Here is a 26,509-nt window from a genome sequence, read left to right as displayed (position 1 = left end):
AACACAAAAACGGTGAACTGATGTTCACCGTTTTTTTATGCCAGTTACTGACCTTTTGACCGGCGACTGGCTATTTTAGACTGTACTACACCATATTCTTCAGGCGATAAATCCACTCTAGCGCTTGACGCGGCGACAGTGAATCTGGGTCTAGAGCTTCTAAGGCTTCGACCGCAGGCGGTACTTCTTCATTGAGCAAGGTCAGTTGCGAGCCATCAATTTTACTTGCGGCGGCATTGTTTGACAGTGACTCCAGCTCTTTCAATTTTTGCCGCGCCCGCTTAATCACATCTCGTGGCACACCAGCCAGTGCTGCCACCGCCAATCCATAACTTTTACTGGCAGCGCCATCTTGCACACTGTGCATAAAGGCGATGGTTTCACCATGTTCCATGGCATCAAGATGCACATTGACCACCCCTTCCATTTTTTCCGGTAAGGTGGTCAGCTCAAAGTAATGGGTGGCAAACAGGGTCATGGCTTTGATCCGGCTAGCCAGATTTTCGGCGCAGGCCCAGGCCAGTGACAAACCATCATAAGTCGATGTCCCGCGGCCAATCTCATCCATTAACACCAGACTCTGTTCGGTGGCATTGTGCAGAATATTGGCGGTTTCTGTCATTTCCACCATAAAGGTAGAGCGGCCAGAGGCTAGATCGTCCGCCGCGCCGACGCGGGTGAAGATGCGATCGACCGGGCCAATGGTTGCTTGGTCCGCAGGAACATAGCTCCCCATATGTGCCAGCAAAACAATTAATGCAGTTTGGCGCATATAGGTACTTTTACCGCCCATATTCGGGCCAGTAATAATCAGCATTCGCCGCTGAGGTGATAAGGTCAGTGGATTGGAAATAAAGGGTTCACTGAGCACTTGCTCGACCACTGGATGGCGGCCACCGGTAATTTTGATCCCCGGTTTATCACTCAGAACAGGGCAGTTGTAGTTAAGTGTTTCAGCTCTTTCAGCCAGATTCGCTAGCACATCCAATTCAGCCAGAGCATTGGCGCTGGTTTGCAATTCGGATAAATGTGGCAATAGCAGATCAAAAATCTCTTCGTATAGCCCTTTTTCAATGGCCAGCGCTTTGCCTTTGGAGGTCAGAACTTTGTCTTCATACTCTTTTAGCTCAGGAATGATGTAGCGTTCCGCGTTTTTCAAGGTCTGTCGGCGAACATAATGGATAGGAACCAGATGGCTCTGACCACGGCTGACCTGAATGTAATAGCCATGAACACCGTTAAAACCCACTTTTAGTGTATCCAGCCCCAGTTTTTCGCGTTCACGAATTTCCAGTCGATCCAGATAGTCAGTTGCGCCATCGGCCAGTGCTCGCCACTCGTCTAACTCAGCATTATATCCTGGGGCAATGACGCCGCCATCACGCACCAATACTGGCGGCGCTTCAACGATAGCGCGTTCCAGTAGGTCTTGTAATTCATCAAACTGACCAACTTGCGAGAGTAAGTTTTGCACGTGGGGAACATTCACCGGTTGTAATAGACGATGAATCTCCGGCAGCTGTTGGAAAGCATGACGCATGCGAGCCAAATCTCGCGGACGGGCTGTACGCAGTGCCAAGCGCGCTAGAATACGTTCTAAATCACCCACTTGACGCAATGGCGCTTGCAGTTCGACAGTAATATCTTGCAGACCACCAATCGCTTGCTGGCGGTTGGTGAGGATGTTGATGTCACGGATTGGCATATGCAGCCAGCGCTTGAGCATGCGGCTGCCCATCGCGGTCACACTGCAATCAAGGATTGCGGCCAGTGTATTCTCAGTTCCCCCGGACAGATTCAGCGTCAGTTCGAGATTACGGCGGGTCGCGGCATCCATAATAATGCCATCTTGCTGGCGCTCCATCGTCAAACCACGAATATGGGGCAAGGACGTGCGCTGAGTATCTTTAACATATTGCAGCAGACAGCCCGCAGCACGTAATGCTTGCTGCGCTTGTTCAACCCCAAAACCGATTAAATCACGGGTGCCAAATTGCAAATTAAGCTGCTGTTTGGCTGTTTCCAGCTCAAACTCCCATAATGGGCGGCGGCGTAGACCATGTCGCTGCTCGATCAACGACATTTGTTCGAAGTTTTCTGGGTAAAGTAACTCTGCGGGGTTGGTTCGTTGTAGCTCGGCCGCCATGGTTTCAAGGTCGGTGGGCTCTGCTACTCTAAAGCGCCCAGAGCTGATATCCAAGGTTGCGTAACCAAATCCACGGGCATCCTGCCAGATAGCAGCCAGTAAATTATCCTGCCGCTCTTGCAGCAAAGCTTCATCACTCACGGTGCCGGGGGTAACGATGCGCACAACTTTGCGCTCAACCGGACCTTTGCTGGTGGCTGGATCGCCGATTTGTTCGCAGATAGCTGCGGATTCACCCAATTGAACCAGTTTCGCCAGATAGTTTTCTATCGAATGATAGGGAACACCCGCCATAGGAATGGGTTCACCGGCTGACGCCCCCCGCTTGGTCAGTGAGATATCCAGCAGCTGTGAAGCTCGCTTGGCATCACTGTAGAACAGTTCATAAAAATCCCCCATCCGGTAAAACAGGAGAATGTCAGGATGCTGGGCTTTGAGCCGTAGATACTGCTGCATCATTGGCGTGTGGGAGTCGAGTTTATCGGTATTATTCATGCGGCTGTTATCTATAATCCATTGAATTTAAAGTTAGTTGTGATTTTTATTATTATCGTTGGCATCACATGATTTTACGGTTAACACCAGAATCTTGCTACCGCTCATCAAGTCCTTTTTCCAGCCGATATACTAGCTTAGCAGCCCGAAAACTGACATAGGTAAAAATTCTAAGCGGTCTATTGGTCACGAAAAAAGCCCCTCGATTAAGGGGCTGGCAATGTTTACGCTGGATCTAGCGAGTGTTATTTAAAGATTGGGTTACCGGGGAAGAGGGCTTGAGCCGTCTGGCGTAACTGGTTGGCTTGCGCGACATCATTCTGATACTGGGTAATCATGATAAGGCTTTGATAAACATTCGGATCGTTGTGTAGCTGGATGTATTGCTCTGCCCATGCTCTGAACTGCGTGAGAAATGCCGGATCTGGGTTTTTATTAAATTGCAGTAACAGATTGATATGGCGTATGTATTGATATCTTTCCCATTGGATATAAGGATTTATCAGGCTATCTAATGGCTGCATATCGACTAAACCGCTTCTTTCGCTGAGTGTCAGTACCCGGCCAGTTTTGAAACCTGTCACCATAAATAGCAAGGTGCATAATGCCGATAACACAATCGCGCCATGCAACCAGCGTCGCCATAAGCCTGGCGCAGATGGCACTGCGACCAACATGCTTTCTGGTACCATCAGCCGACCGAGTAAAATCAACACCAACCAGTGACCCGCTGATTGATAAAGAGGCCACTCAGTCATCAAGTGCAAGGCCATTGGCAAACTGAGCACCCAGAGAGGGAAAACATTCTTTGGTTGAATCAGCAGTGGTCTTATATACCCGATAGCCAATAGCAACATGCCGACCAGTGCGACGACTCCGCCTTCTGCCCAACCATAAAGAATTTCATTATGAGGGTGAGAAGGGTAAGTATAGTTAGTGGGCACCAGCCCAGCCTGCGCCAAGGTCTGGGCAAAGGCGGATTCGAAACTGCCCATCCCCCAGCCTAGCCAAGGGCGCTGCTGTATCATGTGCCAGGTATATTCCAGTATTAGCCAGCGGTCGGCATTGCTGCTCTCCTTTGATACCAGAAAATTGCCCTTTATCTCTAGCAGGTAGGAAGCTGCCAACAAGCTCAGTAAGCTGCATAGCCATAACCCGATGATTTGCTGCTGACGCCAGTAATAGACAGAAAGCAAAACTAAGGTGGTCACTCCGCCGAGCCAGCCAATCCGCGATTGCAATAGCAGTAAGACGCCCGGGAAAACCAGCAGTGTAAGGGTACTGATGCCACGAATGGCCCGACGGCCCGAGATCATAAATAGGTAGGCTGCGATGGCGTAGCCGGTCGCCAGATAGCTGGCCAGCACGTTGGTTTGCTGGAAGATCCCATAAGGGCGCTGTGCAGTATCGAACTCCATCCAGTTATCCGGGGTAACAACAAACCATTGCAACAAGGTCAGTATTGTTTGCCCCCAAGCCGACAGCAGTATCAGCAGCAACCAGCCCTGCCGCGCACCACTACTAAGCTTCAGGCGAAATAGCCCCAACAGCAGTATGATTCCCCCCCACAAGCCGAGAATCCGAGGCAGCCAGGCACCTACGTGTTGTAATGAGGCAGGCCACAACCCCGGAAGTGTCACTAATATGGCCCCAAGCAGTAACCACCGATTACCCGAAGGATTTACGGAATAACTCTGTTCACTGTGCGGCAAGTAGAGGGCTATCGTCAGCAGTGCCATCATGGCCCAGATGACGATATTGGTGGGAAGATGAAGCCCTGAACCACCTCGATTGATTTCATAATGCATCATGGCGATAAATGTTATGGCCATAACCATCATGGTAATAAGGTTAATTCTTTGCCCGGGCAAAATATATTTTATAAATGGAAATTTCATAATTTTCAGATGGTTACTATTTATTCGAACAAAGCATTGCATGCTAGTTAGTTAACTAACTATTTGGCATTTGATTTATAACCACTAGTAATAGTGGCTATGTTTATTTTTCCGTTGGATGAGCAATAAACCAACGCAATGAATTCATAACTTTAGTTTCGGACATTTTGGCCCGGTCCTCATCGACCAGTTTCATTAATACCAGCCTTGCCGTATAAATATCCAACTGTGCTTTATCAGCAAGTTCTCTGGTTTTTGGCCAACTGGTAACAGGCGGCAGAGTTTCAGTAAACTGCTCCTTTAGGACATTACAATGCTCTGCCAAAATACCTAAAACTTCTTCCTTCCGTTTATCCTTAGGTTTCATTATTTAATTCCTCATGCGATGTATATTTTGAAAATGTTTTATTTCTTATATTCTCAATGCTGGGTTTGTATTTCACACATTATGGTAGGATGTTTCCTACAAATAAAAAGATAATTCATACAACAAATGAAATGACTTCTTATTTATTTTTATTCTTTTCTTAGATCTTTATTCCCTCCATGAGCATCGGCTTGTTAAATTTAACAATTAGACATGGGTTTTATGATTAATAAATACTATTTTTGATTCAATTAGTAAATGAAAGATATTTTTTTATAGTTTAAAAAATAAGCTAAAATTAAAATTATTTTGTGTTTAATTTCAGTGAGTTACGTTTATTTTGATATAAAAAAACCTTGCTTATCTCATGGGGAATCAAAGAATTAGCAAGGTTTAATTGTATTATTGTTAAGCTTTTTCTGCTTCTGGCGTTACAATCGCAAGTATTTAATATCGATTATAATTTGACTTATGGAATAAGCAATCATTAATTTTGGAAAAACGACTTTTAGCGATCTAATGTGTCGATTTGCTCTTTTTTGCAGTGGTATGTGTCGAAGGTGCAATGTTTATCGATCAAAGTTATCGATATTATTGTGTTAAATTAGTTAATTAAGTTAAAGACTCTGAATTTTGGTTATTTGAATTAAATAGCTATCAACTATCCTCCTATATTTGTATTATCTGCGGCGAACAAAAAGAGCTTTAACGTTATTTAAATTTTTTCTGAATGATGTGGGTATTCATCAATGCTTTCACGTCAACTTTATGGCTCTATCTAGTTCTTGGTTAAACTTCTCGTATTTAAACGATAAGAAACCATATGAATACTTATTTTCAAACTACTTCGAAGCGGTATTTGCCTTGATTTTATTGAGGTAAATCGGCGGGCAAAATTTTAATTGTGTATAAAGGAATCACGTAATGAAACTGAATAAAACTATCTTGGCTGCTGGTCTGGTATTAGGTTTTGCTTCTATGGCTAACGCTGCTGATCAAGGTCAGGGTACTGTAACTTTCAATGGTTCTATCATTGATGCGCCATGCTCAATCGCTGCGGGTTCTGATTCACAAACTGTTGAAATGGGCCAGATCTCTAACGTTGCTCTGCAGAACGGCGGCAAATCATCTGCTCATGATTTCAACATCAAGTTGGAAAACTGCGACATCACTACCCTGAAAACTGTAACCACCACTTTCGGCGGTATGGAATCAGCTGCAGTACCTGGCCTGCTGGGTATCACTGGTGTTGCTGAAGGCGCTGGTATCGCAATCGTTGATGGTTCAGGTTCTGTTATTACTCTGGGTACTGCAACTGGCGAACAGACTCTGGTTAATGGCAACAACACTCTGGCATTCTCTGCTTACCTGCAGGGCAGCACTGCTTCTGACGCAATCAAACCAGGTACCTTCTCTAGCGTTGCAGACTTCACGCTGGCTTACCAATAAGTATCCCTTTTCTAATTCGGCATGCGGATTTTTCCGCATGTCTTTTTCCCCTGAGAAAGATACGTGTTGGATGAGCTAGGTGATTTATGTCCAAGTCATTTTTTTTGATAGTGCCTCCTTCCTTACTGATGGCGTCATTACTGAGTGTCGCGGTAATGGCCTCCCCCATGAAAACAGATTGGGGTCGCGTGAGTATGGAAGGAAGTATTACTGATACTGCTTGTGCGATAGATCCAGGAAGTTTGGAACAGACCATTGATATGGCGATTTTGCCAATAGGTCAGTTAGTTCAAAACGGTGTGGGAAATGATCATCCATTCGAGATTCGTTTGCATGATTGCACCATTGCCCATGCTGATTCGAGCAAATCTAACCAACAGCACTTTACCGTGACTTTTGACGGTACAGCGGACGGTAGTAATTACGCAGTTTACGGTGAAGCCGAGGGGGTTGCCATGCAAATCGTTGATGATAAAGGCATTGCTTCTATTCCTGGGATAGCGTCACCGGAGATAAATATTATCCCTGCAGATATGAAACTCAATTATGCCCTGCGTTTAGTGGGCAATGGCAAGATGCTGCGTGCTGGAACTTATCATTCTAGCGTTCGTTTCACATTGGATTATTACTGATTTCAATGAGTAAGGTGACATATCCCATGCTATCCGCTCGTTCCATCACCACCGGTATTGCCCGTCGTGATTTATTACGCATTTTGATTGCAGTTGCGTTAAGTGGCAATGCTTATGGCGCGTTAGCCAGTGATGATATTCAGTTTAATACCGATGTGTTAGATACCAAGGATCGGGCCAATTTCGATCTGAGCCAATTCTCCCAACGTGGTTTTATCATGCCAGGGAGTTATAACTTGTTGGTTCATATGAACAAACAAGATATTGGTGAGCAACCGATAATATTCTATGCCGCTGAAAAAGATCCTAAAAAAAGTGAGGCATGTTTATCCCCCAAGTTGGTTGAATTACTGGCATTGAAAGAAGACAGCTTTAAAAAACTGACGTGGTGGCGTGACGGAGAGTGTTTGGATATCAGCAGCTTGCCCGGTTTGACCGTGCAAGGTGATTTGGCGACTTCATCACTTTACTTGAGTGTGCCGCAAGCTTGGCTGGAATACAGCGAACCTGACTGGGATCCACCTTCACGTTGGGAGGAGGGGATTTCTGGGGTACTTTTCGATTACAACTTGTTAGGGCAACTGAACCGCCAACAGACGAACAATACCAGCAACAATAGTTTGAGCGGTAATGGTACGGCTGGAGCCAACTTGGGTGCCTGGCGCTTTCGCGCTGATTGGCAGACCCGTATTGATGAGGTTTCTGGTTCGCCAACTGAACGTCAATGGGATTGGAGTCGTTATTACGCCTACCGTGCGATACCCAATTTGGGTGCCAAGCTGACGTTAGGCGAGGACTTTTTAAACTCGGCTATTTTCGACAGTTTCCGCTTTAGCGGTGCCAGTTTGGTGACGGATGACAATATGTTGCCGCCGAATTTACGCGGTTATGCACCGGAAATTACCGGTGTGGCTCGGACCAATGCGCGAGTCGTTGTGAGTCAGCAAGGGCGTGTATTGAGTGAAACACTGGTGGCCGCCGGTCCTTTCCGTATTCAGAACCTTAACAGTTTTGTCTCCGGGACATTGGATGTTCGGGTCGAAGAACTTGATGGACAAGTTCAACAATTTCAAGTGAATACCGCAAGTATTCCTTACCTGACCCGCCCTGGCATGGTGCGTTACAGAATCGCTGCTGGTAAGCCTTCTGATATTGGTCATCGGTCTGAAGGGCCGGTATTTGGTACCGGGGAATTCTCTTGGGGGATCAATAACGGCTGGTCACTGTTCGGCGGTGGGATCAGTGGTGAAAACGAATATCAAGCGGCGTCCATGGGGATTGGTCGTGACTTAATGGAGTTTGGTGCGGTGTCGGTGGACATGACCCAATCTTGGGCGACCTTACCGGATCAAGGCACCTTGAGTGGTGGCTCTTACCGAGTCAACTATTCAAAAAACTTTCAGGAAACTGGCAGTCAGGTGACGTTTGCGGGCTATCGCTTCTCTGAACGTAACTTTATGAGCATGAGCCAATATCTTGATGCACGTTATCGTGGCGATAACGTGGGTGGCAATAAAGAGATGTATACCATCAGTTTCAACCAGCAGTTCCGTGATCTGGGGTTGAGCGCGTATCTGAACTATAGCCATCAGACGTATTGGGATCGCTCGGCTAATGACCGCTATAACCTGTCGTTAGCGCGCTATTTTGATATGGGCAAGCTTAAGAACGTCAGTGTCACAATATCCGCGTATCGCAACCGTTATAACGAAAATAACGATGACGGGATGTATTTATCGATGTCCATGCCATTTGGCAACAGCGCAACAATCAGTTACAGCGCGACAGTCAATGGCAGTGAAAACAGCCAGCGGGTGGGGTATGCCGACCGTATTGATGCTCACAACAACTACCAAATCAATACTGGTGTGGCACGTAGTGGCGCGTTAGTGAGTGGTAACTATACCCACATGGGGAACAGTGCAGATATCAACGCCAATGCCAGTTATCAGGAAGGGCAATACTCTTCTGTTGGTGTCGGCATTCAGGGGGGCGCAACTATCACTGCTGAAGGCGGGGCGCTACATCGGGTTAATACGCTCGGCGGTACCCGATTACTGCTCGATACCCAAGGGGTCGCCGGTGTGCCGGTGCAAGGGTACGGCTCAACCATTCGCACCAACCAATTTGGTAAAGCGGTGGTGGGTGATGTGAACAGTTATTACCGCAACCGCGCCAGTATCGATATTGATAACCTGGCAGATGATGTCGAGGCGAGAGGAACAGTCGCACAGGTTACCTTGACTGAAGGTGCCATCGGTTATCGTCGCTTTAATGTGATTTCCGGTGAAAAAGCGATGGCCATGATTCGCCTGGCAGACGGTACATCGCCGCCATTCGGGGCCACTGTAGTCAATGAAAATCAGCAAGAAACCGGCATTGTTAATGACGACGGTTCTACGTACCTCAGTGGGATCAAGGCCGGTGAAACGATGTCAGTACACTGGAATGGGCAGGCGCAATGCAGCGTCACTCTACCGAAGATGCTTTCTCCGGCAGTGCTGGCAAATTTACTGTTGCCTTGTCAGCCGATAGCGACAGGGGATAAGCCCCCGGTAGCACAGTAGAACAGATTGAGTAATGAACCTGCAGATAGCCGCTCGTTCACATAATAGAAGACGACCGGCGCCATCAGGTTCTGACATGAATAATTGAAGGAAATAAGGTAATGAAATTGAATAATAAACTGCGTATCACCACGATTTTGGTGACGGCACTTATGGCTCAGCAAGCAACAGCAGCAATCGCACTGGACAGAACTCGGGCGATTATCAATGGCGGCGATAAATCGATCAGCTTGAATATCAGCAACCAGAATAAGCAATTGCCTTATCTGGCGCAGGGCTGGATTGAAGATGAGCAGGGCAACAAGATCAATACCCCACTGACGGTGGTTCCACCGGTTCAGCGTGTTGAGCCAGGTGCTCTCAGCCAGTTAAAAGTACAGACATTGCCGGCGGTGAGCCAGTTGGCGCAAGACCGGGAAACGCTGTTCTATTTTAACCTGCGTGAAATTCCGCCGCGTTCAGACAAACCTAATACTTTGCAGATTGCTCTGCAAACGCGCATCAAACTTTTTTATCGCCCGACCAGCATCGTGCCCCAAAAGGCCGACATGTCGACACCTTGGCAGGAAAAGTTACAGCTGACCCGTCAGGGCGATCGTTATCAGGTTAATAACCCGACCCCGTATTACATCACTCTGGTGGATGCCAGTGAGAGCAAAACCGGCAAAACTGCAGCGGGTTTTAAGCCGTTGATGATTGCCCCAAAAGCGCAGGGCATGTTGGATGTTAGTGCTGCGGCATTAGGCAGCAAACCAGTGCTGACCTATGTCAATGATTTCGGTGGTCGTCCAAAACTGATCTTTGGCTGTACGGGCAGTACCTGTTCCGTGGTTGAAAGCATCAAGTAACAGTGGTTTTCGTGGGGCCATAATTTTAGCAATAAGGAATATGGGATGGCTGTTGTTTGTAAGGGATTAGTTACCCGGCTGGCCCCGATGGTCATGAAGGCCATGATTGGGATGACGGCCATCGTAGGAACAACGACATTATTTAGCAGCCCTGTTTGGGCACTAAATAAGACGGCAACAGTGAATGTTTCGGTCAGTATTTTTGCAGCGCCGCCCTGCGTGATCAACAGCAACAATACCATCAACGTTAATTTTGGTGATGACCTGCTGACGTCGAATATTGACGGTGTTAATTACATGAAACCGGTGACCTATACCCTGAACTGTACTGCGGCAGCTAAAAATGCGCTGAAAATGAGCATCAAAGGTAATGGTGCGAATTTTGATACCACCCTATTGAAAACCAGTAATACGAGTCTGGGGATCAAATTGATGCGAAGTGGGTTGGTACTGCCGCTTAATAGCGAATTTAATTTTACCTATCCGACGGTCCCTGTATTACAGGCAGTGCCGGTTAAGCAAACAAATGCGACGTTAAGTACGGGATATTTTTCCGGCACAGCAACCTTGGTTGTGGAGTACCAGTAATGAAAATAAATTCACTCACATCGTATTGTTCCGTTGCTGTGGTTTTGGCCCTCAGCAGTTCGTTAGCGTATGCAGACAACATGCTGTTTTCAGGCACATTAATTAATCCGCCGCCTTGCGTGATTAATAACAGCGGCACCATTACTGTCGATTTTGGTGATGACATCCTGACTTCACGAGTTGATGGTGCTCAATATATAAAGCCGGTGACCTATACATTGAACTGTACTGGGGCGGTATCCAATGCACTGAAAATGACGATTAAGGGTGATGGCGCGGGTTTTGATACGACGGTCTTGAAAACGAGTAATTCGAGTCTGGGGATCAAACTTGTACGCAACAGTCAGCCATTAACACTTAACTCTACATTTACGTTCTCCTACCCGACGATACCGGTATTACAGGCAGTTCCTGTCAAACAAGCAGGGGCGACGTTGAGCACCGGGTACTTTTACGGCACAGCGACCATGGTTGTGGAGTATCAGTAATGAAAAAAGTCTCACTGATATCACGCTGTTCTGTTGCTGTCGTTTTGGCATTGAGTAGCACATTGACGTATGCGGATGACATGTTGTTCACCGGCTCGTTAATTAATCCTGCACCCTGTGTCATCAGCGGTGGGAATACCATTGATGTGCCTTTTGGGGAAAACCTGGGGGTGAAGAAAATTGATGGTATTAATTATATCCAGACCGTGCCTTACAGTGTGGCGTGTGAAACAGTGAGTAGCAGCTTGGAATTAGGCCTGACAATAGTAAGCGCGTCTGTTACTACGTTTGATCTCTCTGCAATACAAACCAATATTCCTGATCTGGGCATTCGTATACTGAGAAATGGCGTCCCTTTAACACTGAATACGCGTATTGCTTATGACAAAAATAATCCGCCGACACTTCAGGCCGTTCCTGTTCAAGCAACCGGTGCGATATTAAGTGAAGGGGCCTTTGAGGCTACCGCTACATTATTAGTGGATTACCAATAGGATCAAATGATGACTAATTTAAATCTGCTGGTGCGCCACGGGCGAATTATTTTGAGTGTTCTGGTTTTGAATACTCTTGGCATTATGTCGGTATCTGCGGCTGACAATATGCGTTTTCATGGCGCATTAGTAGCAGAGCCGTGCACTATCCGCCCTGGTGACGAGGCTATTAGTTTGAACTTTGGCACCGTTGTCGATAAATATCTTTATTCGAATCAGCGCACTTTAGGCAAACAGTTTCAAATCCACCTAGTTGATTGTGATATCAGCTTAGGTACTACTGCCAATATTATGTTCACTGGTAATGACAGTGTTAATTTACCGGGGTTATTAGCGGTTGATGGCAATGATGTAGGAATTGCTATTGGTCTAGAAACTATGGCAGGGAAAGCATTACCACTGAATCAATCCAGTGACGATATCCCGCTTGATACGGGTAATAATATTATTACGTTGAAAGCCTATGTCCGCGGTGAACCAGACGCAATAACCCAACGCACAATTAAGCGCGGTGAGTTCAGTGCAGTAGCCACTTTTAACCTGCAATATTATTAATATGCGGATGGAATTCATGGAATTTAAACGAGTGAGACAGCCTGATATACAGCTAAGTAATCGTTATTGCTGGTTAATAGCTTGCGTGCTGTTCTTATTGCCACTTTATAGTCAGGCCAGCGCCTGGGTTTCGACACAAACGCGTGTTGGTTCTCAATATCAAGGTACTTTTTCTTGGCCGAGCGAGGAAAGTAGTGGTGCCGTACTTTGTGCCAAGACTTATTGTTCTGTAGCAATATGCCACTTCTCGAGTGATATCGATGAATTGTGCGCCAATCCCTCTTATGCTTCAACTCGCGTAACGGTTGCCCGTGGTGCAACGGCTCAAGATATGCGCACTGCCTTTATTGCACAAAACGGCGTCTCTGGTGGCTGGGCAACAACAACCTTAAATCCATTACGCGCAGCAGGTACTTGCTTTGGGGTGATGTATTGGCAGGGAGATGATGATATCAACTTCACTGGTCAGTCTATCCCCGGCTCCTATTGTGGTGCAGTTCCTCCGACCCCGGAAACCTGTGATATCACCGGTGATGTGTATATCAATTATGGCTCACTTAATCAGCAAAGTGTTGATGGAGCAATAAAAAGCGAGCCGCTAATTATCAACTGTACCGCCAGAACATCAGTGAAGTTGACCTTGGTGGGTGGTAAAAGTATCAACCTTGGGCAGAATGGCAATCTAACATCGACATTGAAAGTGGCGGGGCAAGACTTGTCTGCTGGTGTAACAGTAACCCCCGGAGTGGGCAACAACTCTTTCCTGATTGAGTCGACACTTCATGCAACGGCATTGCCTGATGCAGGTACCTTTTCCGGTAGTGGAGTTGTGATTATGTCATATCTTTAAATAGAAGAGTTATATGCATTCAGTCTATGAGTGCATTATTATTATGAATATAAAATAGCGTTTTAATTTCGTTGTTTTTATATTCATGAGGCAAGATGGTTTACTGTTATTTTAATATGGCAGCGAACCCTTGCGGCATTTATTTATATATTAATTTAAATTAAATAAATGTTATTTTTTGTTGTAATTGGTATTGTTGTTATAGTATAAATCTCCTGCGTTGGATTAATTAAGTGTTGGGGTGAACCTAATATTTAAAACGCATACTTCAATGGGCTATTAAATAATAGGCTATAATTTTTTATTTTTTCTTTAAGGACTTTATCATGAAAAAAATGAACATGGCTGATGCAAATACTATCGTTGGCGGTACTGGTACTACTTGTAAAGATACTTACCAGTGGAAGACCGGTAGCACAACTTTGACTTGCATGGCTATTACTACTTGTACTGACAAACACGGTAAAGTTGTTAGCTCTTCTTCAGCACCAACTAGCGTAGCTAATTGCCGTTAAGATAGTGAATTAAGTATTCGTTAATTTTTATTAATATTTGACGATGCCCCAGGTAAGTATGGGGTAATTACCATGCTTGCCTGATTTATTTTTTTAATACTCTACTGATGCTGAAATTCAAGAATTTTCGCATTAAGTGAATGTTATAAATATTATTTTCGCGGACATAAAGGTCATTTTACGCCATTTATGTCTTACCTGAACCCTGATTGTGAATAAAACTGACCATGTCTACCAAAAAAAATATGTTTAGGAGTAAGGGATTCTTTATAGGCTATACACTGTTGGTTATCCTTATTTCTTCATTGATAACAACCGCCTATTTCCATTATTTCGTGCTCAATCAGGATACGCAGGAAACGCTGTTCTCTGTTAGCAGCAGCGATGTTGAGAATAGCCCGATTAAAGATGACAAAAGTATTATCGAAATCTTCTCTTATGGCTGCCATTACTGCGCCATCAACGAAGAGAATGTCGCCCAATTAGAAAGTCGTATGCCAGAAGGCACCCGTTTTATTCGCCTGCACATCAGCAGCGATAAAACCTCTGGGTTAGGGCGTTTCGCACCGATGTTTGCCACATTATCCGTAATGGGTATTGAGTCGCAGCATCGAGCGAGTGCCTACAAAGCGGTACTCGAAGACAATATTGATTTTAGTGATAACAGCAAGCTCGAAGCTTGGTTGAAAGCCAATGGCATTGATGTCGCTAAATACCAGCAAGTCCGCCAATCCTCTGAAGTTAAAGAGCTGGTTGCCTATATGACGGCAGTGACAGCGCATTACAAAGTTGATGCCACTCCGACCTTTATTGTTGGCAAGAAATGGATAGCGCTACAGGATCGTGAATTCCCAGCGTTCTCGGATCATCTGTTGTCATTACTCGAGCACGATAAGGCGCTGGAGAAATAATGAGACTGTTAGCCGTATGGGGTTATTTCGCCTGGAGAAACCAGCTGGATAAGCTGGCTTTCAGCGGGCGAACATTGACCCACTTGCAAGCCAAACTGGCTGTCGGGTTATTACGGTATGGTGACTATCGCTGGTTACTGCTGCTCGGTGCTTTGCGCCGGGCTTTCGGGTTGTCGTCACGGCGGCAGAAGAATCTGGCCCGGGTGGCAGCCGCTAACAGTCAGTGTCTGTTGACGGGGCAGAAAAGCCCGTCTGCACGCAATTTTATCCGTACCGCGCAACGCCGTCAGGTGTTAGAGCTGGCGGCAACCTTTGGGCAGAATCGGCAGGTTTTAGCTCAGTTGGCAGCTTGCACTCAGCAGTTGGATAGCCAAGTCAAAGCGCTGCACGACGCGGGTTCTCCGGTGATTTTGGCCCCTCTGCATATGGTCTCAGATGTGCTTGCCGGTATGGTGGGTGCGGGTACTTATCCAGGACTGGCGACGGTCGTGGTGTCAGCCAGTGCAGAAGCTTATGAAGAGCAGGCCCGGCAAATGGGGGGAGTGAATATCTCTTATTGCTCTATCCATGCTGATAGCCGTGCCATTGCGGGCAACCTGATGGACGCCATTATGGAAGCGGCAGAGCATAAGCGAAATATTATGATTTTTCCTGATATTACGCCGGATTACACCATTAATAACCAGACGACGGAAACCGCAAAGATTCCCTGCCAACTGTTCGACCGTCCGGCCAATTTGCACAGTGGAATTATCCGCCTTGCCAGAGCACTGTCAGCGCAAGTGGTTTTTTATTACCTGTATTACGACAAAGGCATAAAAATCCATGTTTATCCTGCGCTTAATGCACGGGAAGTCAAAAATAAATTACCTGAATTGATTGAAACATCAATGACGCAGCATCCACAAGATTGGCTGTTATGGCACTCACATTCGTTGTTTTTTATTAATGAATAATGTTACCCACAAAGAATAGTAGAAAATGGAAAAGATAATCCCAACGCTAGTTTTTCAAAGCGAAACCAATGAATGCGGTTTGGCCTGTATTGCGATGCTGGCACAGACGCAAGGCATCGATGCACCACTGGAAAGCTTGCGTGAGCGTTATCCTGCCTCTGGGCATGGCACATCACTGGCCACGCTTTGTACTATTTTGTCTGAGCTGGCCATTCCGGCTTATCCGGTGGTATTTGAGCATCAAGAGCTGTCAGCGTTACCGCTGCCGGCCATTCTGCATTATGGTGCCAACCATTATGTGCTGCTCGCCTATCGTCAAGGTAACTACGTCTGTGTAATGAACCCGGCTATTGGGCAGCAGTTGCTACCCATGGATGCCTTAAAAGCAGAAATCAGTGGTTATGCGCTGGTGCTGGATCCCGAAACCCCGGCTGATCCAGAAGCCGTGAAGAAAATTCAACACAGCAAACGACTCAGTGCGCTCGACTGCATGAGCTTAAAAGAGACGGCGAGTATTCGTGGCATCTACTGGCTAATGACGCTGGCATTCTTGATTTCTCTGACGCTGTTTATTATGCCGACCATGGTCAGCAGCGCCATTAATGACGTATTTTCCTCTGCCGGTGATAAAGATTTCCCTTATTTCTATTTTCTATTGGCCTTTGTGGTTGCGACGTCATTGGCTTTTGCTGTGCGATATATCACTGAGCGCTATATCAAACACTTTGTGGTGCTTAACAGTGTGGCCGGTTTCTCGCGCTTGCTCAGTCACTCGCTTAACTTCTTTGATAAGCGAGCGCCGGGTGACATCTTCAGCCGCTTCTCGAACTGGCAAATGGCAGCCACGCAAAAAATTGAACTGGATAATGGCCTGCGCACCGACTGGATAATCGGCGCTATTGCGTTGGCGGTGATGTGCTACATGAGCCCACTGTTGGCAATGGTGTCGGCTATCGGTGTGATGCTGATGGGGCTTATCAGCATTTGGGCTATCTATCGTGACCGCTATTACACCCAGCAGTTACAGGTGAAAGGGGCCGAGCAAAGCGACTTCATTCTGGAGAGCATTCAGGGCTTTTCTACCATTAAATCTGCCGGTTTATCCAGCCAACGCCAAGGGGTGTTTGCCGGTTTGGTGCTGTCACTGTTCACCGCATTACAGAAGAAGAAAATCTACGATCAGGTCAAAAATAGCCTTTATCAACTGATTGGTAGCTTGGAAATGGTGTTCTTTATGCTGCTGGCGTTGCCATTGTTAAAGCAAGGGACATTGAGTCTGGGGGAGTTTTTCGCCTACAGTTTTGTGCGCGAAATTTTCACTTCCTATATCACCAAAATCTTCTATGCCATTTTGCAGAAAAACCAATTGCACGTCATTGATATCCGCGCGCGCGACTTGTTCCCGGCTGGGCAGCCGGTATCCGCAGAAAACAGCCCGGCAGTGCCAAAAGCTCCGCCGGTGTTTAACCATCAGTTGGTTTATCAGAATATCCGCTTTGCTTACGATGCCAGCCAGCCGGTATTGCGTGACTTATCGCTGTCACTGACACGCGGGCAAAGCGTGGCGATTGTCGGGGAATCCGGGGCCGGAAAAAGTACTTTGCTGAAAGTGATGGCCGGGTTAATGCCGCCACAGCAAGGGCAAGTTATCGTGGATGGTGAACCGGTTGATTTTCAACAGGCCCATGCACTGTTCTTCCTGCAAAGTCAGGAAGATATCCTGTTTAATGCCTCGGTATTACAAAATATCACCTTGTTTGATGGGCATCTTGATGGCGAAAAACGCCAGCGTATTGAGCGCTCACTGCAAGGTCTGCAATTAACTCATGTTATCGATAAATTGCCCGGAGGCCTCAGTGCGCTGGTGCGCGAAAGTCATGCAGCACTCTCTTTAGGGCAGCGCCAACGGCTATTACTGGCGCGTGCAATGTACAGCAATTGCCCGGTGTTGGTGCTGGACGAACCAACGGCCAATCTGGACGAAGATACCGCTCAGCAGGTGATGCAGACTTTACTGAGCCATTGCCGCGAATATCAGAAAACGCTGATCACCGTGACTCACAGTGAAAGTGTGCTGCCGATGTTTGACAAAGTTTTTCGCTTAAATGACGGCCAACTGGTGCGCTGCATTCAACCAGCGGCATCTGCTCATCTTACTCCTGCGGCGGTTAACTGATGCGTATCAATAGGTTGAACAAAAAACAGCGACTAGCACTGGCCTTGCTGATGATTGTTTTACTGCTGATCGGCGGTGCTACGGCGCTGCTGTTATCTGGTAGCAAGCAAGATACGCCACAGCTAACTGTCACTGTCGATCGCGGTGATATTGAACGCAATGTGATGGCCACCGGCAGTTTAAAACCTTCATTGCAGGTCAATGTCGGGGCACAGGTCAACGGGCAGCTAACCAAACTTTATGTCAAACAGGGCGACCGCGTCACTCGTGGTCAGTTATTGGCTGAAATTGACCCGACGTTGCAGCAAAACGAATTACGTAAATCAGAAGCTGAATTACAAAGCGCGCAAGCACAAAAGCAGGCGACTCAAGCTTTGTTGCGTCAATATTTGCTCGAATTCCGCCGCCAGCAGAAGTTGGCAAAAGAGGGTTCTGGGGTGCAAAGTGCACTGGAGCAAGCACAGGCGCAATATGACAGCCAGTTAGCGCAATTGCATGTTAATGAAGCACAAATTGTACAGAGCCAAATGGCGTTAGAGACCGCAAAAGCCAATCTCGGTTTTACCCGCATCATGGCGCCTATCGACGGCGAAGTGCTGGGGATTGTCACCAAAGAGGGGCAAACCATTGTTTCCTCACAGACTGCGCCAACCATTATGGTTTTAGCGAATGTCGATACCATGACCGTGCAGACGCGGATTTCAGAAACCGACATCCTCAAAGTCAGTGTCGGGCAGCCGCTGTGGTTCTATGTGGTCGCCGACCCTGAGCGCCGCTACGAGAGTCGGATGGATGCTATTCAGGAAGCTTCCGCAGACAGTTTGCGTGAAGAGAGTGCTGGGCAAGGGAACAACCAGCAGCCTTCCGCAGTTTATTACAACGGCCTCTTTAGCATTGCCAACCATGAGCGGCTATTGCGCACCTCAATGACGGCGCAGGTCTTCATCATTACTGCACAGGCTAAAAATGTGCTGCGCGTGCCACTGTCTGCTTTAGGTGAACAGCAATCGGCTTTAGACCCCAAAGCCGACAAACGCTATCGAGTTCAAGTCATCAAAGGCCAACAGACTGCCGAGCGCTGGGTCGCTATTGGCCTGCGTGATGGTCAATATGCTGAAGTAAAAGAGGGGCTAGAGCAGGGTGAGCAGGTTGCACTGATCGGTGTGCCGTCGGGAGTGAATAATGGACATTAATACTGTTCATCGTGATGACGCTAACCGTGCCCCGTTGATCCAACTCGATGGAATCTATCGCCATTTCTCGTCAGGTAGCGCGTCGGTTGCGGTACTCAAGAATATCTCATTGTCGATTCATCGCGGCGAAATGGTGGCGATTATTGGTGCTTCTGGCTCCGGTAAATCAACACTGATGAACATTATCGGCTGTCTGGATAAGCCGACGCAGGGTGAAATGTCGATTCATAACATCCCGACGCGGCAGGCCAGCAGCGAGCAACTGGCACAATTACGCAGCCAGTACATCGGTTTTATTTTTCAGCGCTACCACTTAATGCCGTACTTAACGGCGACCGAGAATGTGGTTATCCCGGCACTTTACACCGCGATGAGCACCGCCGAGCGTCAGGAACGTGCCACTTATTTGCTGCGTCGTTTAGGTCTGGGTCAGCATTTGTTGCACAAACCGGCGCAACTCTCCGGTGGGCAACAGCAGCGGGTGAGTATCGCCCGTGCTCTGATGAATGGTGCCGGTATTATTTTGGCCGATGAGCCGACCGGTGCGCTCGATCGCGCCAGTGGGCAGGAACTGATGGGGATTTTGCACGGCCTGCATCAGTCCGGCCACACCATTATCATCGTGACCCATGACCGCAATATTGCTAATCAGGCGCAGCGTATTATCGAGATCAGTGACGGTGAAATTATCTCTGATCGCAATAATGAGGCAACCGGTGCTGCAATAGTTAATGCGGCGCTGCCGACCACGGTTGCCACCGGCCGCCCCCACTGGTGGTTGAGTGTCAGAGAGGCGATAAAAATGGCCTGGCGCTCCCTGCTTGGGCACCGCATTCGGGCTTTTTTATCCATGCTCGGCATTATTATCGGCATCTCTTCCGTGGTGTCCTCCATGGCGGTGGGAGAAGGCGCTCGTCAGGAAATCCTAAATGAAATCAGCCAACTGGGTACCAGTAATCTGGATGTTCGCCCAGGGCTGGGCTGGGATAAACCGCGCCCTGATTTTGAACGCGCACTTTCACAAGCAGATGTTGAGCTGCTTCGCCATCAACCCTATGTCGATAGCTTGTCGCCGGTAGTGAGCAAAATGGTGGCTGCGGTGCGGGGTGAAAAACAAGTGATGGTGGCGCTCTCTGGCGTCAGTGACGGCTTCTTTCAGGTCAAAGGGCTGAATTTTATGGCCGGGGAGGGTTTTACCCAGAGTCATGTGAATGCCCGTGAGCCGGTGGTCATTCTGCAACCTGAGCTCAGCGATACTCTGTTTGCTGCCGGAGAAAATCCGATTGGCGCCATTGTGCAGTTAGATGGCATCCCACTGCGCGTTATAGGTGTTGCCAAGAGGAGCAGTTCATCATTCGGTGGCTTATTAGCTGCCTGGATGCCTTATACCTCGCTGACCGAGCGGATTTCGGGCGATATCCCGCTGGAGTCAATCTCGGTGCGGGTTCGTGAAGGCTATTCGCTGAATGACGTGCAACAAGATGTCGAGAAGCTGCTGGAGCAAGCCCACGGTCAGCGGGACTTTTTCATTCTGAGTAATGACCAGATGAGCAAAGCGATTCAGAAAACATCTGACTCCATGACACTGCTGATCACCTCTATTGCCGCTATTTCTCTGCTGGTGGGCGGGGTGGGCGTGATGAATATCATGCTGGTGTCGGTGACTGAGCGCACCCATGAAATTGGGATTCGTCTCTCTGTGGGCGCACGTCCGAGCGACATCATGCTTCAGTTCCTGATTGAGGCGGTGGTCATCTGCACCCTCGGCGGCTTGATTGGCATTGTTGGTTCCGCACTGGCTGGGGTGATTTTCTCTTGGGTTACCCAGACCTTTACCCTAATTTTCACTTGGCCGCCGTTAGTGTTGGCCTGTAGTTTCTCCGCGCTTATCGGGTTGGGATTTGGCTTTTTCCCGGCGCGCAATGCTGCTCGTTTGCATCCAACCGAGGCGCTGGCACGAGAATGATGAAATTAATTAATGCCGGGATTCTCACTCTGCTGCTGACCGGTTGCGGCTCTTTACTGAAAAGTGATTATCAGCGGCCAATGTTGTCAGTGCCTGATGAGTGGCGAGTCAAAGATAGCGGCGGCGGCTACCTACACCACAGTGTGCACTGGTGGGAAAATTTCGATGACCCGCAACTGTCAGAAAACATCAGCCGCATGTTGATCAGCAATAATGACCTCGCGACTGCGGGGCTGAAATTGCAGCAGGCGCGCCTAACGGCGGGGCTGACGAATACTAATTTGCATCCCGAGGTCACATTGACGGGTACTGGCAGCAATACTCGGTCATTGCATGAAAATACTCAGCCGCGAGAAAACTACAGCACCTCATTCGGCTTGAGCTACGAGCTGGATCTGTGGGGTAAATTAGCCCGTGCCCGTGAGCAATCGGCTTGGCTAGTCAATGCAACCGAGCAAGATCGGCAGGAAACGGCACTTTCATTGATTGGCACCACGGCGGATCTCTACTGGCAGATTGCTAAATTCAATCAACAGTTGGGCTACCAGCAGGCGGCGGTGGCTATTGCGCAAGATACCCTCAAAATCGTGAGCTCGCGTATGGCGGCGGGTGATGCTGGTGAAATCGAGCTATTACAGGCGCAACAGACATTACTGGATCGTCAAAATCAGTATCACAGTCTTGAGCAGCAGCGGGAGGCCGCACGCAATGCCATGGCATTGCTGTTTAACCGCGCGCCCGATTATCGTCAGACCGAGCGCCAGTCATTGGATTTACAACAACAGGTGCCGATCGCCACAAGTCTGCCATTACAGGTGATTGCCCAGCGCCCCGATGTACAGGCGGCCGAGTGGCGTTTACGTGCGGCATTAGCCGGTTCGGATGTCGCCAAACTGAATTTCTACCCGACACTTTCATTGGGCGCCACGCTGGATGCCGGTAGCTCGGTATTTTCACAATGGTTCAGCAACCCAAGCCGGACACTGAGTGTTAACAGCGCACTGCCTTTCTTACAGTGGAATACCGTGCAGCTCACCATTGACCAGTCAAAGCTGGAGGTGCAATTGGCGGCAGTCGATTTTCGCAGCAAGGTCTACAGCGCACTGAAAGATGTTGATGACGCAATGACCCAACGGCTGAGTTATCAGCAACAAAAACAGAATCAGTGGCAGAACCTGCAACTCAGCCAACGTCGGCTGAGCTTGGCTAACAGCCAATATCAGGCAGGTGCCGTCTCATTTCAGACCTTATTGGATGCGCAGGACGCTCTGCTGACCAGTGAAACCAGTTTGCTCGAATTTCAATATAACTACCTGAATGCCACCATGAAATTATGGCTAGCCTTAGGCGGCGGTGTGGATAACAGCAGGGACAGTAAAGGAATTAAATCATGACAAATACCGTTAAGCAGCGCCGGGTTGTAGTAACCGGTTATGGCAGTGTGACCCCAATGGGCATGACCGCGCAGCAGAGTTGGGCGGCCATTATGGATTACCAATTAGGTTACCGTTATTACGATAAATCCGAGCAGGGCATTAAATCGCGATTTTTTGGCCTGCTTGATGCGGAACCTAATTTGAAAGCGGTACCTGCCGCGATACGCCGCCGCCTGCCGCGCTATGCCCGATTAGCGCTGGCTGCTGCACGAGAAGCCATGGCGATGGCATTTGCCGAGAAATCTCCGGCGGAGTATTACGATTTACTCGATTGCGGCACCATCATCGGCAGTGGCTGGGCGGGTCAGGATGAAACCCATGATAACTATGAAGGTTATTTAGAAACCGGGCTGGGCACACCTTTCGGCTGTTTCCTGTCGATGCCGAATGCCGGGACAGCAGCTTGTAGCTTGTATTGGGGATTGCGTGGTTATCAAAACTCACCGATCGCCGCTTGCGCCACCGGCACTATTGCCATTGGTGATGCTTTTGAAATCATCCGCAGTGGACGAGCTTCTATGATGCTAGCCGGGGCGGGGGAATCACTGCGCAGTGATGCCGCCGTCTGGAATATCGATATCTTGGGCGCACTGGCACGCGAGCAGGAAGATGCCAGCAAAGCCAGTTGCCCGTTTAGTTTAGATCGTAATGGTTTTGTACTGTCTGAAGGGGCGGCGGTGCTGTGTCTGGAAGAGCGGGAAGGGGCGATTGCCCGTGGCGCTCATATCCTTGGCGAGATAAAAGGTTACGGTAACTACTCCGATGCCTTTGATTTCACCGCACCGGCAGAAGATAAAGTCGCTCGCGTCAAAACTATCCAGCATGCCTTGCAGCAGGCAGGGTTGAGCGCCGATGACATTGATTACGTTAACCTGCATGGCACCTCTACTCAGCTTAACGATCTGAATGAAACTCAAGCCATCAAACAAGCATTTGGTGATGCGGCTTATACCACGCCGTTATCCAGCACCAAATCCTATTCGGGTCATTTGATTGCAGCAGCAGGCAGCTTTGAATCCATTATCTGCTTGCAAGCTTTGCAACATCAGATGATGCCTGCTACCTGCAACCTGAAAAATGCCGACCCGCAATGTGACCTTGATTACATCAGCGAAGGGCATCGTTCCGCGGTATTACGTAACACTCTGAACCTGAGCTTTGGTTTTGGCGGAGCGAATGCCGCCTTGGTTATTGGGCTGGAATGACCATGACTTTTAACTCGTCGTTTAATTACAACTACAACCTCAGTGATGCCGAACGTTGGGCCGAGTTTTCTGGTGACTACAACCCGATCCACTTTGATCTGCAACATGCGCAGCAGTTAGGCCAGAAGCAACTCACCGTCCACGGAATGCGCGCCATGCTGGATATTAAATATCAGCTCAGTGCTGCGTTATTAACCGCATTGCCCGACACGGATTTTCTGCGTTTTAACGCGCGCTTGCGCCAACCGGTGCTATGTCATACGCCGTATCAGTTGCAATTGAGTCAGGCGCAGGGGCAAGTGAGTGGCAATTTGTTCGACAGTGATAATGGCGAAAGTTGCTTTAACGGCAAGCTACGCAGTGCACCTGCGTTGGTACAGACTGACTGCGAGCAATGGAGTTCTTTGTCTGCGAACGAGGTTCATCAACTCAGCCAGCAATTCCCCGGTGACACCTCACAACCGGCTGAGTGCTGGGCATTTTTCGATGCACTGCTGTTTAAATTGTTGGTTGCTGCTCCGCAAACACTGGCAACGGCCAAACAGGTGTTACCTGGAATTCAGGCCGAAACCTTGATTGATGTTTTTAAGCATGTGCCAGTTATTCAGACACATCATGATGTGCATTTCAGTGCTGATCTACTGCGCATCAACCAGCCGAATTTATTTGTCCGCAGCGCACTGCACTATGCCATCGAGCCGACACTGGTGGTCGGCAATACTGAAGATGGCTGGATATTGCGCTCGGCTATTCAGGCCTGGACCGACATCGGGCCATTAATTACCACCGCTGTAACATTAAAAACGTGGCCATTAGCCGCGCATTAAAAAAGGATAAGACCATGGAAAAGTATCAACACGTTTATGACACCGTATGTGAAATGTTGTGTGACGCCAAAGACTTGGAAATGTCGGCACTGTCACCTGAAATGCCACTGCATCAGTTAAAACTCGACAGTCTGGATTATGTTGAATTGATGGTGCTGGCAAAACGCGAATTCGGTGCCACGCTGAATGCCGAAATGTTTATGGAAAGCCCGGACATGACTTTAGGCGAGCTTTGTCAGAAGCTGGCTGAGCAGAAGAAGTAATATTATGAGCAGGCAATGGGTGTTAATTACTGGCGGCAGCCGTGGCATTGGCCGGGCATTGGTTGAAGAGCTAGCCAAAGAGTGGGATGTTGTTTTTACCTGGCGTCAGGGTGAACAGCAGAGTCACGATGTCATCGAAAGTTGTGAAGGATTACCCGGTCGGGTGACTGGCTATCGTTGTGACGGCAGCAATGAAGCCGATGTTGATGCGTTGGCCCCACAATTGTTAGAAAAATATGGCCCGCCCGGTGCTGTTATCCATAATGCTGGCATTACTGGCGATAGCTTACATATTCAGCAGAATGGTGATAACTGGCGTAATGTCATGGATACCAATTTGAATGCCATTTTCTACTGGAATAAGCACCTCTTGCCGCCCATGATGATGCAGGGAGAGGGTGCCGTGTTGCTGATGTCTTCGGTCACCGCCATCAAAGGCAATATCGGACAGAGTGCTTATGGGGCCAGTAAGGCGGCAATGATTGGCCTTGGCCGCTCACTGGCACTTGAGATGGGCCGCTTTGGTATTCGGGTAAACTGCTTGCTGCCGGGGATAATCGACAGTGATATGACGCGCAATATGCCTGCCGATGCCTTAAAAGGATTACGTAAGCAGATCCCATTGCGGCGTTTAGGTGACGCACAAGAAGTCGCTCGAGTCAGTGCCTTTATGATAGGCAATGATAGCCGTTATATGACGGGGCAGGCAGTAGTGCTAGATGGCGGATTAACGGCTTAAACCCAAATTACTTGAAGCTACAGGGTTGAATTTACTGACTGCCTACCTGTAGCTTCAATGATTTTAAGATAAAAATAGCGGGTAATTAATGGCCGCCTATTCGGAAATATTCCACTGGTGGGCTAAGGTGGATTTTGTCTCGCCACTCAACCACTGGTTAACTGCGCTAAGAAGTGGCTGATTATCTTTTGCCATCATATACACTTTATAGCTGCCGGTGCCGGGCAATATTTCCGGTGTGGCGACACAAAATATCCCCGGCTCTTTGCTCTGGTAATAATCCCCTTCAATTAAATCAGTGAACATAATATCGGCGCTCTGATCTCGGACACCCTGCAAATTGGCGACGTTATCTTTGGTGCGGATGATTTGTGCTTTCTTGATATTAGCATCGACAAAAGATTGGTTAGTGCCACCGGGATTCACAATGACTTTCACTGCTTCATTATCGATAGCATCGAGTGTGGGGAATTTTTTAGCTTGTTGGCAGTTGGCTAAGGCAATTTTGCCGTTTTTGACCACCGGACTGGATAATGCAAATTGCGCGGCACGGCCAGGCGTTTCTGTCACCCCGCCCATGGCAATATCAAATTTGTCGGCCGCTAAATCCTCCGACAGTGTTGGCCAGCTACTTGGCACAAAATTAACTTTAAGTTTTAGACTCTCACCCAAAGAGTTTGCCATATCAATATCGTAACCAACGAGTTGCCCTTGCTTATCGTGAAATGCCAGAGGGGCATAGTCACCGGGAACACCAATACGCAATTCCCCGCTCTGTTTTATTTCTTGCCAGCTTTTTGCCAAGACTTGTTGGCTGCTGAGTAATGCCACGATCATGATGCCCAGAGATAATTTCTTCATTTTTATTCCTGTTATTTTTATAAAAGCATTTGTAGGGTGATTGAGGAGGAAATAGCCTCCCCTTTATCCATTAATAACACGAAA

At 48.0% G+C, this 26,509-nt stretch carries 24 protein-coding genes; 20 read left to right on the top strand and 4 right to left on the bottom strand.

The window, feature by feature from the left end; translation table 11 throughout:
- Positions 1 to 85 precede the first annotated feature (85 nt).
- From mutS to FTA96_RS19810, 3 genes are all read right to left on the bottom strand, one after another.
- Positions 86 to 2,641, bottom strand: a complete 2,556-nt coding sequence (mutS, locus tag FTA96_RS19820) for a DNA mismatch repair protein MutS (RefSeq protein WP_145574694.1) — start codon at positions 2,639 to 2,641, stop codon at positions 86 to 88.
- Positions 2,642 to 2,886: 245 nt separating this feature from the next.
- Entirely contained in the window at positions 2,887 to 4,473 is a 1,587-nt protein-coding gene (locus FTA96_RS19815; RefSeq protein ID WP_314732604.1) for a PglL family O-oligosaccharyltransferase, read from the bottom strand.
- Positions 4,474 to 4,642: 169 nt separating this feature from the next.
- On the bottom strand, positions 4,643 to 4,906 hold the full coding sequence (locus FTA96_RS19810) for a faeA-like family protein (protein ID WP_050106472.1): 264 nt from the start codon (positions 4,904 to 4,906) through the stop codon (positions 4,643 to 4,645).
- Positions 4,907 to 5,830: 924 nt separating this feature from the next.
- On the opposite strand from FTA96_RS19810, the gene FTA96_RS19805 reads away from it, so the two are divergent.
- The 20 genes from FTA96_RS19805 (at position 5,831) to FTA96_RS19710 (ending at position 25,564) form a co-directional block, all read left to right on the top strand.
- On the top strand, positions 5,831 to 6,355 hold the full coding sequence (locus FTA96_RS19805; RefSeq protein ID WP_050106471.1) for a fimbrial protein: 525 nt from the start codon (positions 5,831 to 5,833) through the stop codon (positions 6,353 to 6,355).
- Between the two features lie 128 nt (positions 6,356 to 6,483).
- Positions 6,484 to 6,987: a fimbrial protein gene (locus tag FTA96_RS19800; RefSeq protein WP_050106624.1), complete on the top strand. Its 504-nt coding sequence runs from the start codon at positions 6,484 to 6,486 to the stop codon at positions 6,985 to 6,987.
- A 26-nt stretch (positions 6,988 to 7,013) separates the two neighbouring features.
- Positions 7,014 to 9,554 carry an outer membrane usher protein gene (locus FTA96_RS19795; RefSeq protein WP_186371254.1) on the top strand — a complete coding sequence of 847 codons (2,541 nt, stop codon included), beginning with the start codon at positions 7,014 to 7,016 and terminating at the stop codon, positions 9,552 to 9,554.
- Positions 9,555 to 9,655: 101 nt separating this feature from the next.
- Positions 9,656 to 10,402: a fimbria/pilus periplasmic chaperone gene (locus FTA96_RS19790; RefSeq protein WP_050106469.1), complete on the top strand. Its 747-nt coding sequence runs from the start codon at positions 9,656 to 9,658 to the stop codon at positions 10,400 to 10,402.
- Positions 10,403 to 10,447: 45 nt separating this feature from the next.
- Positions 10,448 to 10,990 carry a fimbrial protein gene (locus tag FTA96_RS19785; protein WP_050106468.1) on the top strand — a complete coding sequence of 181 codons (543 nt, stop codon included), beginning with the start codon at positions 10,448 to 10,450 and terminating at the stop codon, positions 10,988 to 10,990.
- On the top strand, positions 10,990 to 11,478 hold the full coding sequence (locus FTA96_RS19780; protein ID WP_050150263.1) for a fimbrial protein: 489 nt from the start codon (positions 10,990 to 10,992) through the stop codon (positions 11,476 to 11,478). Before FTA96_RS19785 ends, FTA96_RS19780 begins: the two co-directional genes overlap by 1 nt.
- On the top strand, positions 11,478 to 11,972 hold the full coding sequence (locus tag FTA96_RS19775) for a fimbrial protein (RefSeq protein ID WP_050150260.1): 495 nt from the start codon (positions 11,478 to 11,480) through the stop codon (positions 11,970 to 11,972). The genes FTA96_RS19780 and FTA96_RS19775 overlap by 1 nt, the downstream gene beginning before the upstream one ends.
- Positions 11,973 to 11,981: 9 nt before the next feature.
- Positions 11,982 to 12,527 (top strand): fimbrial protein, encoded by a 546-nt coding sequence (locus tag FTA96_RS19770; RefSeq protein ID WP_050150257.1) that lies wholly within the window; start codon positions 11,982 to 11,984, stop codon positions 12,525 to 12,527.
- 16 nt (positions 12,528 to 12,543) lie between these two features.
- The gene (locus FTA96_RS19765) at positions 12,544 to 13,377 is read left to right on the top strand and encodes an MrpH family fimbial adhesin (protein ID WP_050150254.1); all 834 of its coding nucleotides are present in this window, start codon (positions 12,544 to 12,546) and stop codon (positions 13,375 to 13,377) included.
- Between the two features lie 326 nt (positions 13,378 to 13,703).
- Positions 13,704 to 13,892 (top strand): DUF4762 family protein, encoded by a 189-nt coding sequence (locus tag FTA96_RS19760; protein WP_050106463.1) that lies wholly within the window; start codon positions 13,704 to 13,706, stop codon positions 13,890 to 13,892.
- Between the two features lie 284 nt (positions 13,893 to 14,176).
- Positions 14,177 to 14,803 (top strand): DsbA family protein, encoded by a 627-nt coding sequence (locus FTA96_RS19755; protein ID WP_072077794.1) that lies wholly within the window; start codon positions 14,177 to 14,179, stop codon positions 14,801 to 14,803.
- Positions 14,803 to 15,759 carry a lysophospholipid acyltransferase family protein gene (locus tag FTA96_RS19750; RefSeq protein WP_145574690.1) on the top strand — a complete coding sequence of 319 codons (957 nt, stop codon included), beginning with the start codon at positions 14,803 to 14,805 and terminating at the stop codon, positions 15,757 to 15,759. The genes FTA96_RS19755 and FTA96_RS19750 overlap by 1 nt, the downstream gene beginning before the upstream one ends.
- A gap of 25 nt (positions 15,760 to 15,784) precedes the next feature.
- Positions 15,785 to 17,935 carry a peptidase domain-containing ABC transporter gene (locus FTA96_RS19745; RefSeq protein WP_145574687.1) on the top strand — a complete coding sequence of 717 codons (2,151 nt, stop codon included), beginning with the start codon at positions 15,785 to 15,787 and terminating at the stop codon, positions 17,933 to 17,935.
- Positions 17,935 to 19,128 (top strand): efflux RND transporter periplasmic adaptor subunit, encoded by a 1,194-nt coding sequence (locus tag FTA96_RS19740; RefSeq protein ID WP_050150245.1) that lies wholly within the window; start codon positions 17,935 to 17,937, stop codon positions 19,126 to 19,128. Before FTA96_RS19745 ends, FTA96_RS19740 begins: the two co-directional genes overlap by 1 nt.
- Positions 19,118 to 21,094 (top strand): ABC transporter permease, encoded by a 1,977-nt coding sequence (locus tag FTA96_RS19735; protein ID WP_145535006.1) that lies wholly within the window; start codon positions 19,118 to 19,120, stop codon positions 21,092 to 21,094. The genes FTA96_RS19740 and FTA96_RS19735 overlap by 11 nt, the downstream gene beginning before the upstream one ends.
- Complete coding sequence (locus FTA96_RS19730) at positions 21,094 to 22,488, top strand: efflux transporter outer membrane subunit (protein ID WP_314732605.1); 1,395 nt, start codon at positions 21,094 to 21,096, stop codon at positions 22,486 to 22,488. Before FTA96_RS19735 ends, FTA96_RS19730 begins: the two co-directional genes overlap by 1 nt.
- On the top strand, positions 22,485 to 23,735 hold the full coding sequence (locus FTA96_RS19725) for a beta-ketoacyl-[acyl-carrier-protein] synthase family protein (protein WP_050121475.1): 1,251 nt from the start codon (positions 22,485 to 22,487) through the stop codon (positions 23,733 to 23,735). The genes FTA96_RS19730 and FTA96_RS19725 overlap by 4 nt, the downstream gene beginning before the upstream one ends.
- A 2-nt stretch (positions 23,736 to 23,737) precedes the next feature.
- Entirely contained in the window at positions 23,738 to 24,562 is an 825-nt protein-coding gene (locus FTA96_RS19720; protein ID WP_145574681.1) for a MaoC/PaaZ C-terminal domain-containing protein, read from the top strand.
- Between the two features lie 14 nt (positions 24,563 to 24,576).
- Positions 24,577 to 24,825, top strand: a complete 249-nt coding sequence (locus FTA96_RS19715; protein ID WP_004389134.1) for an acyl carrier protein — start codon at positions 24,577 to 24,579, stop codon at positions 24,823 to 24,825.
- 4 nt (positions 24,826 to 24,829) lie between these two features.
- Positions 24,830 to 25,564, top strand: a complete 735-nt coding sequence (locus tag FTA96_RS19710; RefSeq protein ID WP_050121473.1) for an SDR family NAD(P)-dependent oxidoreductase — start codon at positions 24,830 to 24,832, stop codon at positions 25,562 to 25,564.
- A gap of 96 nt (positions 25,565 to 25,660) precedes the next feature.
- On the opposite strand, the gene FTA96_RS19705 is transcribed toward FTA96_RS19710, so the two are convergent.
- Positions 25,661 to 26,425 (bottom strand): transporter substrate-binding domain-containing protein, encoded by a 765-nt coding sequence (locus FTA96_RS19705; RefSeq protein WP_186372907.1) that lies wholly within the window; start codon positions 26,423 to 26,425, stop codon positions 25,661 to 25,663.
- Positions 26,426 to 26,509: the final 84 nt, after the last annotated feature.

The organism is Yersinia alsatica (assembly GCF_902170305.1).
Classification (GTDB): domain Bacteria; phylum Pseudomonadota; class Gammaproteobacteria; order Enterobacterales; family Enterobacteriaceae; genus Yersinia; species Yersinia alsatica.
This window is presented reverse-complemented; position numbering and strand designations above follow the sequence as displayed.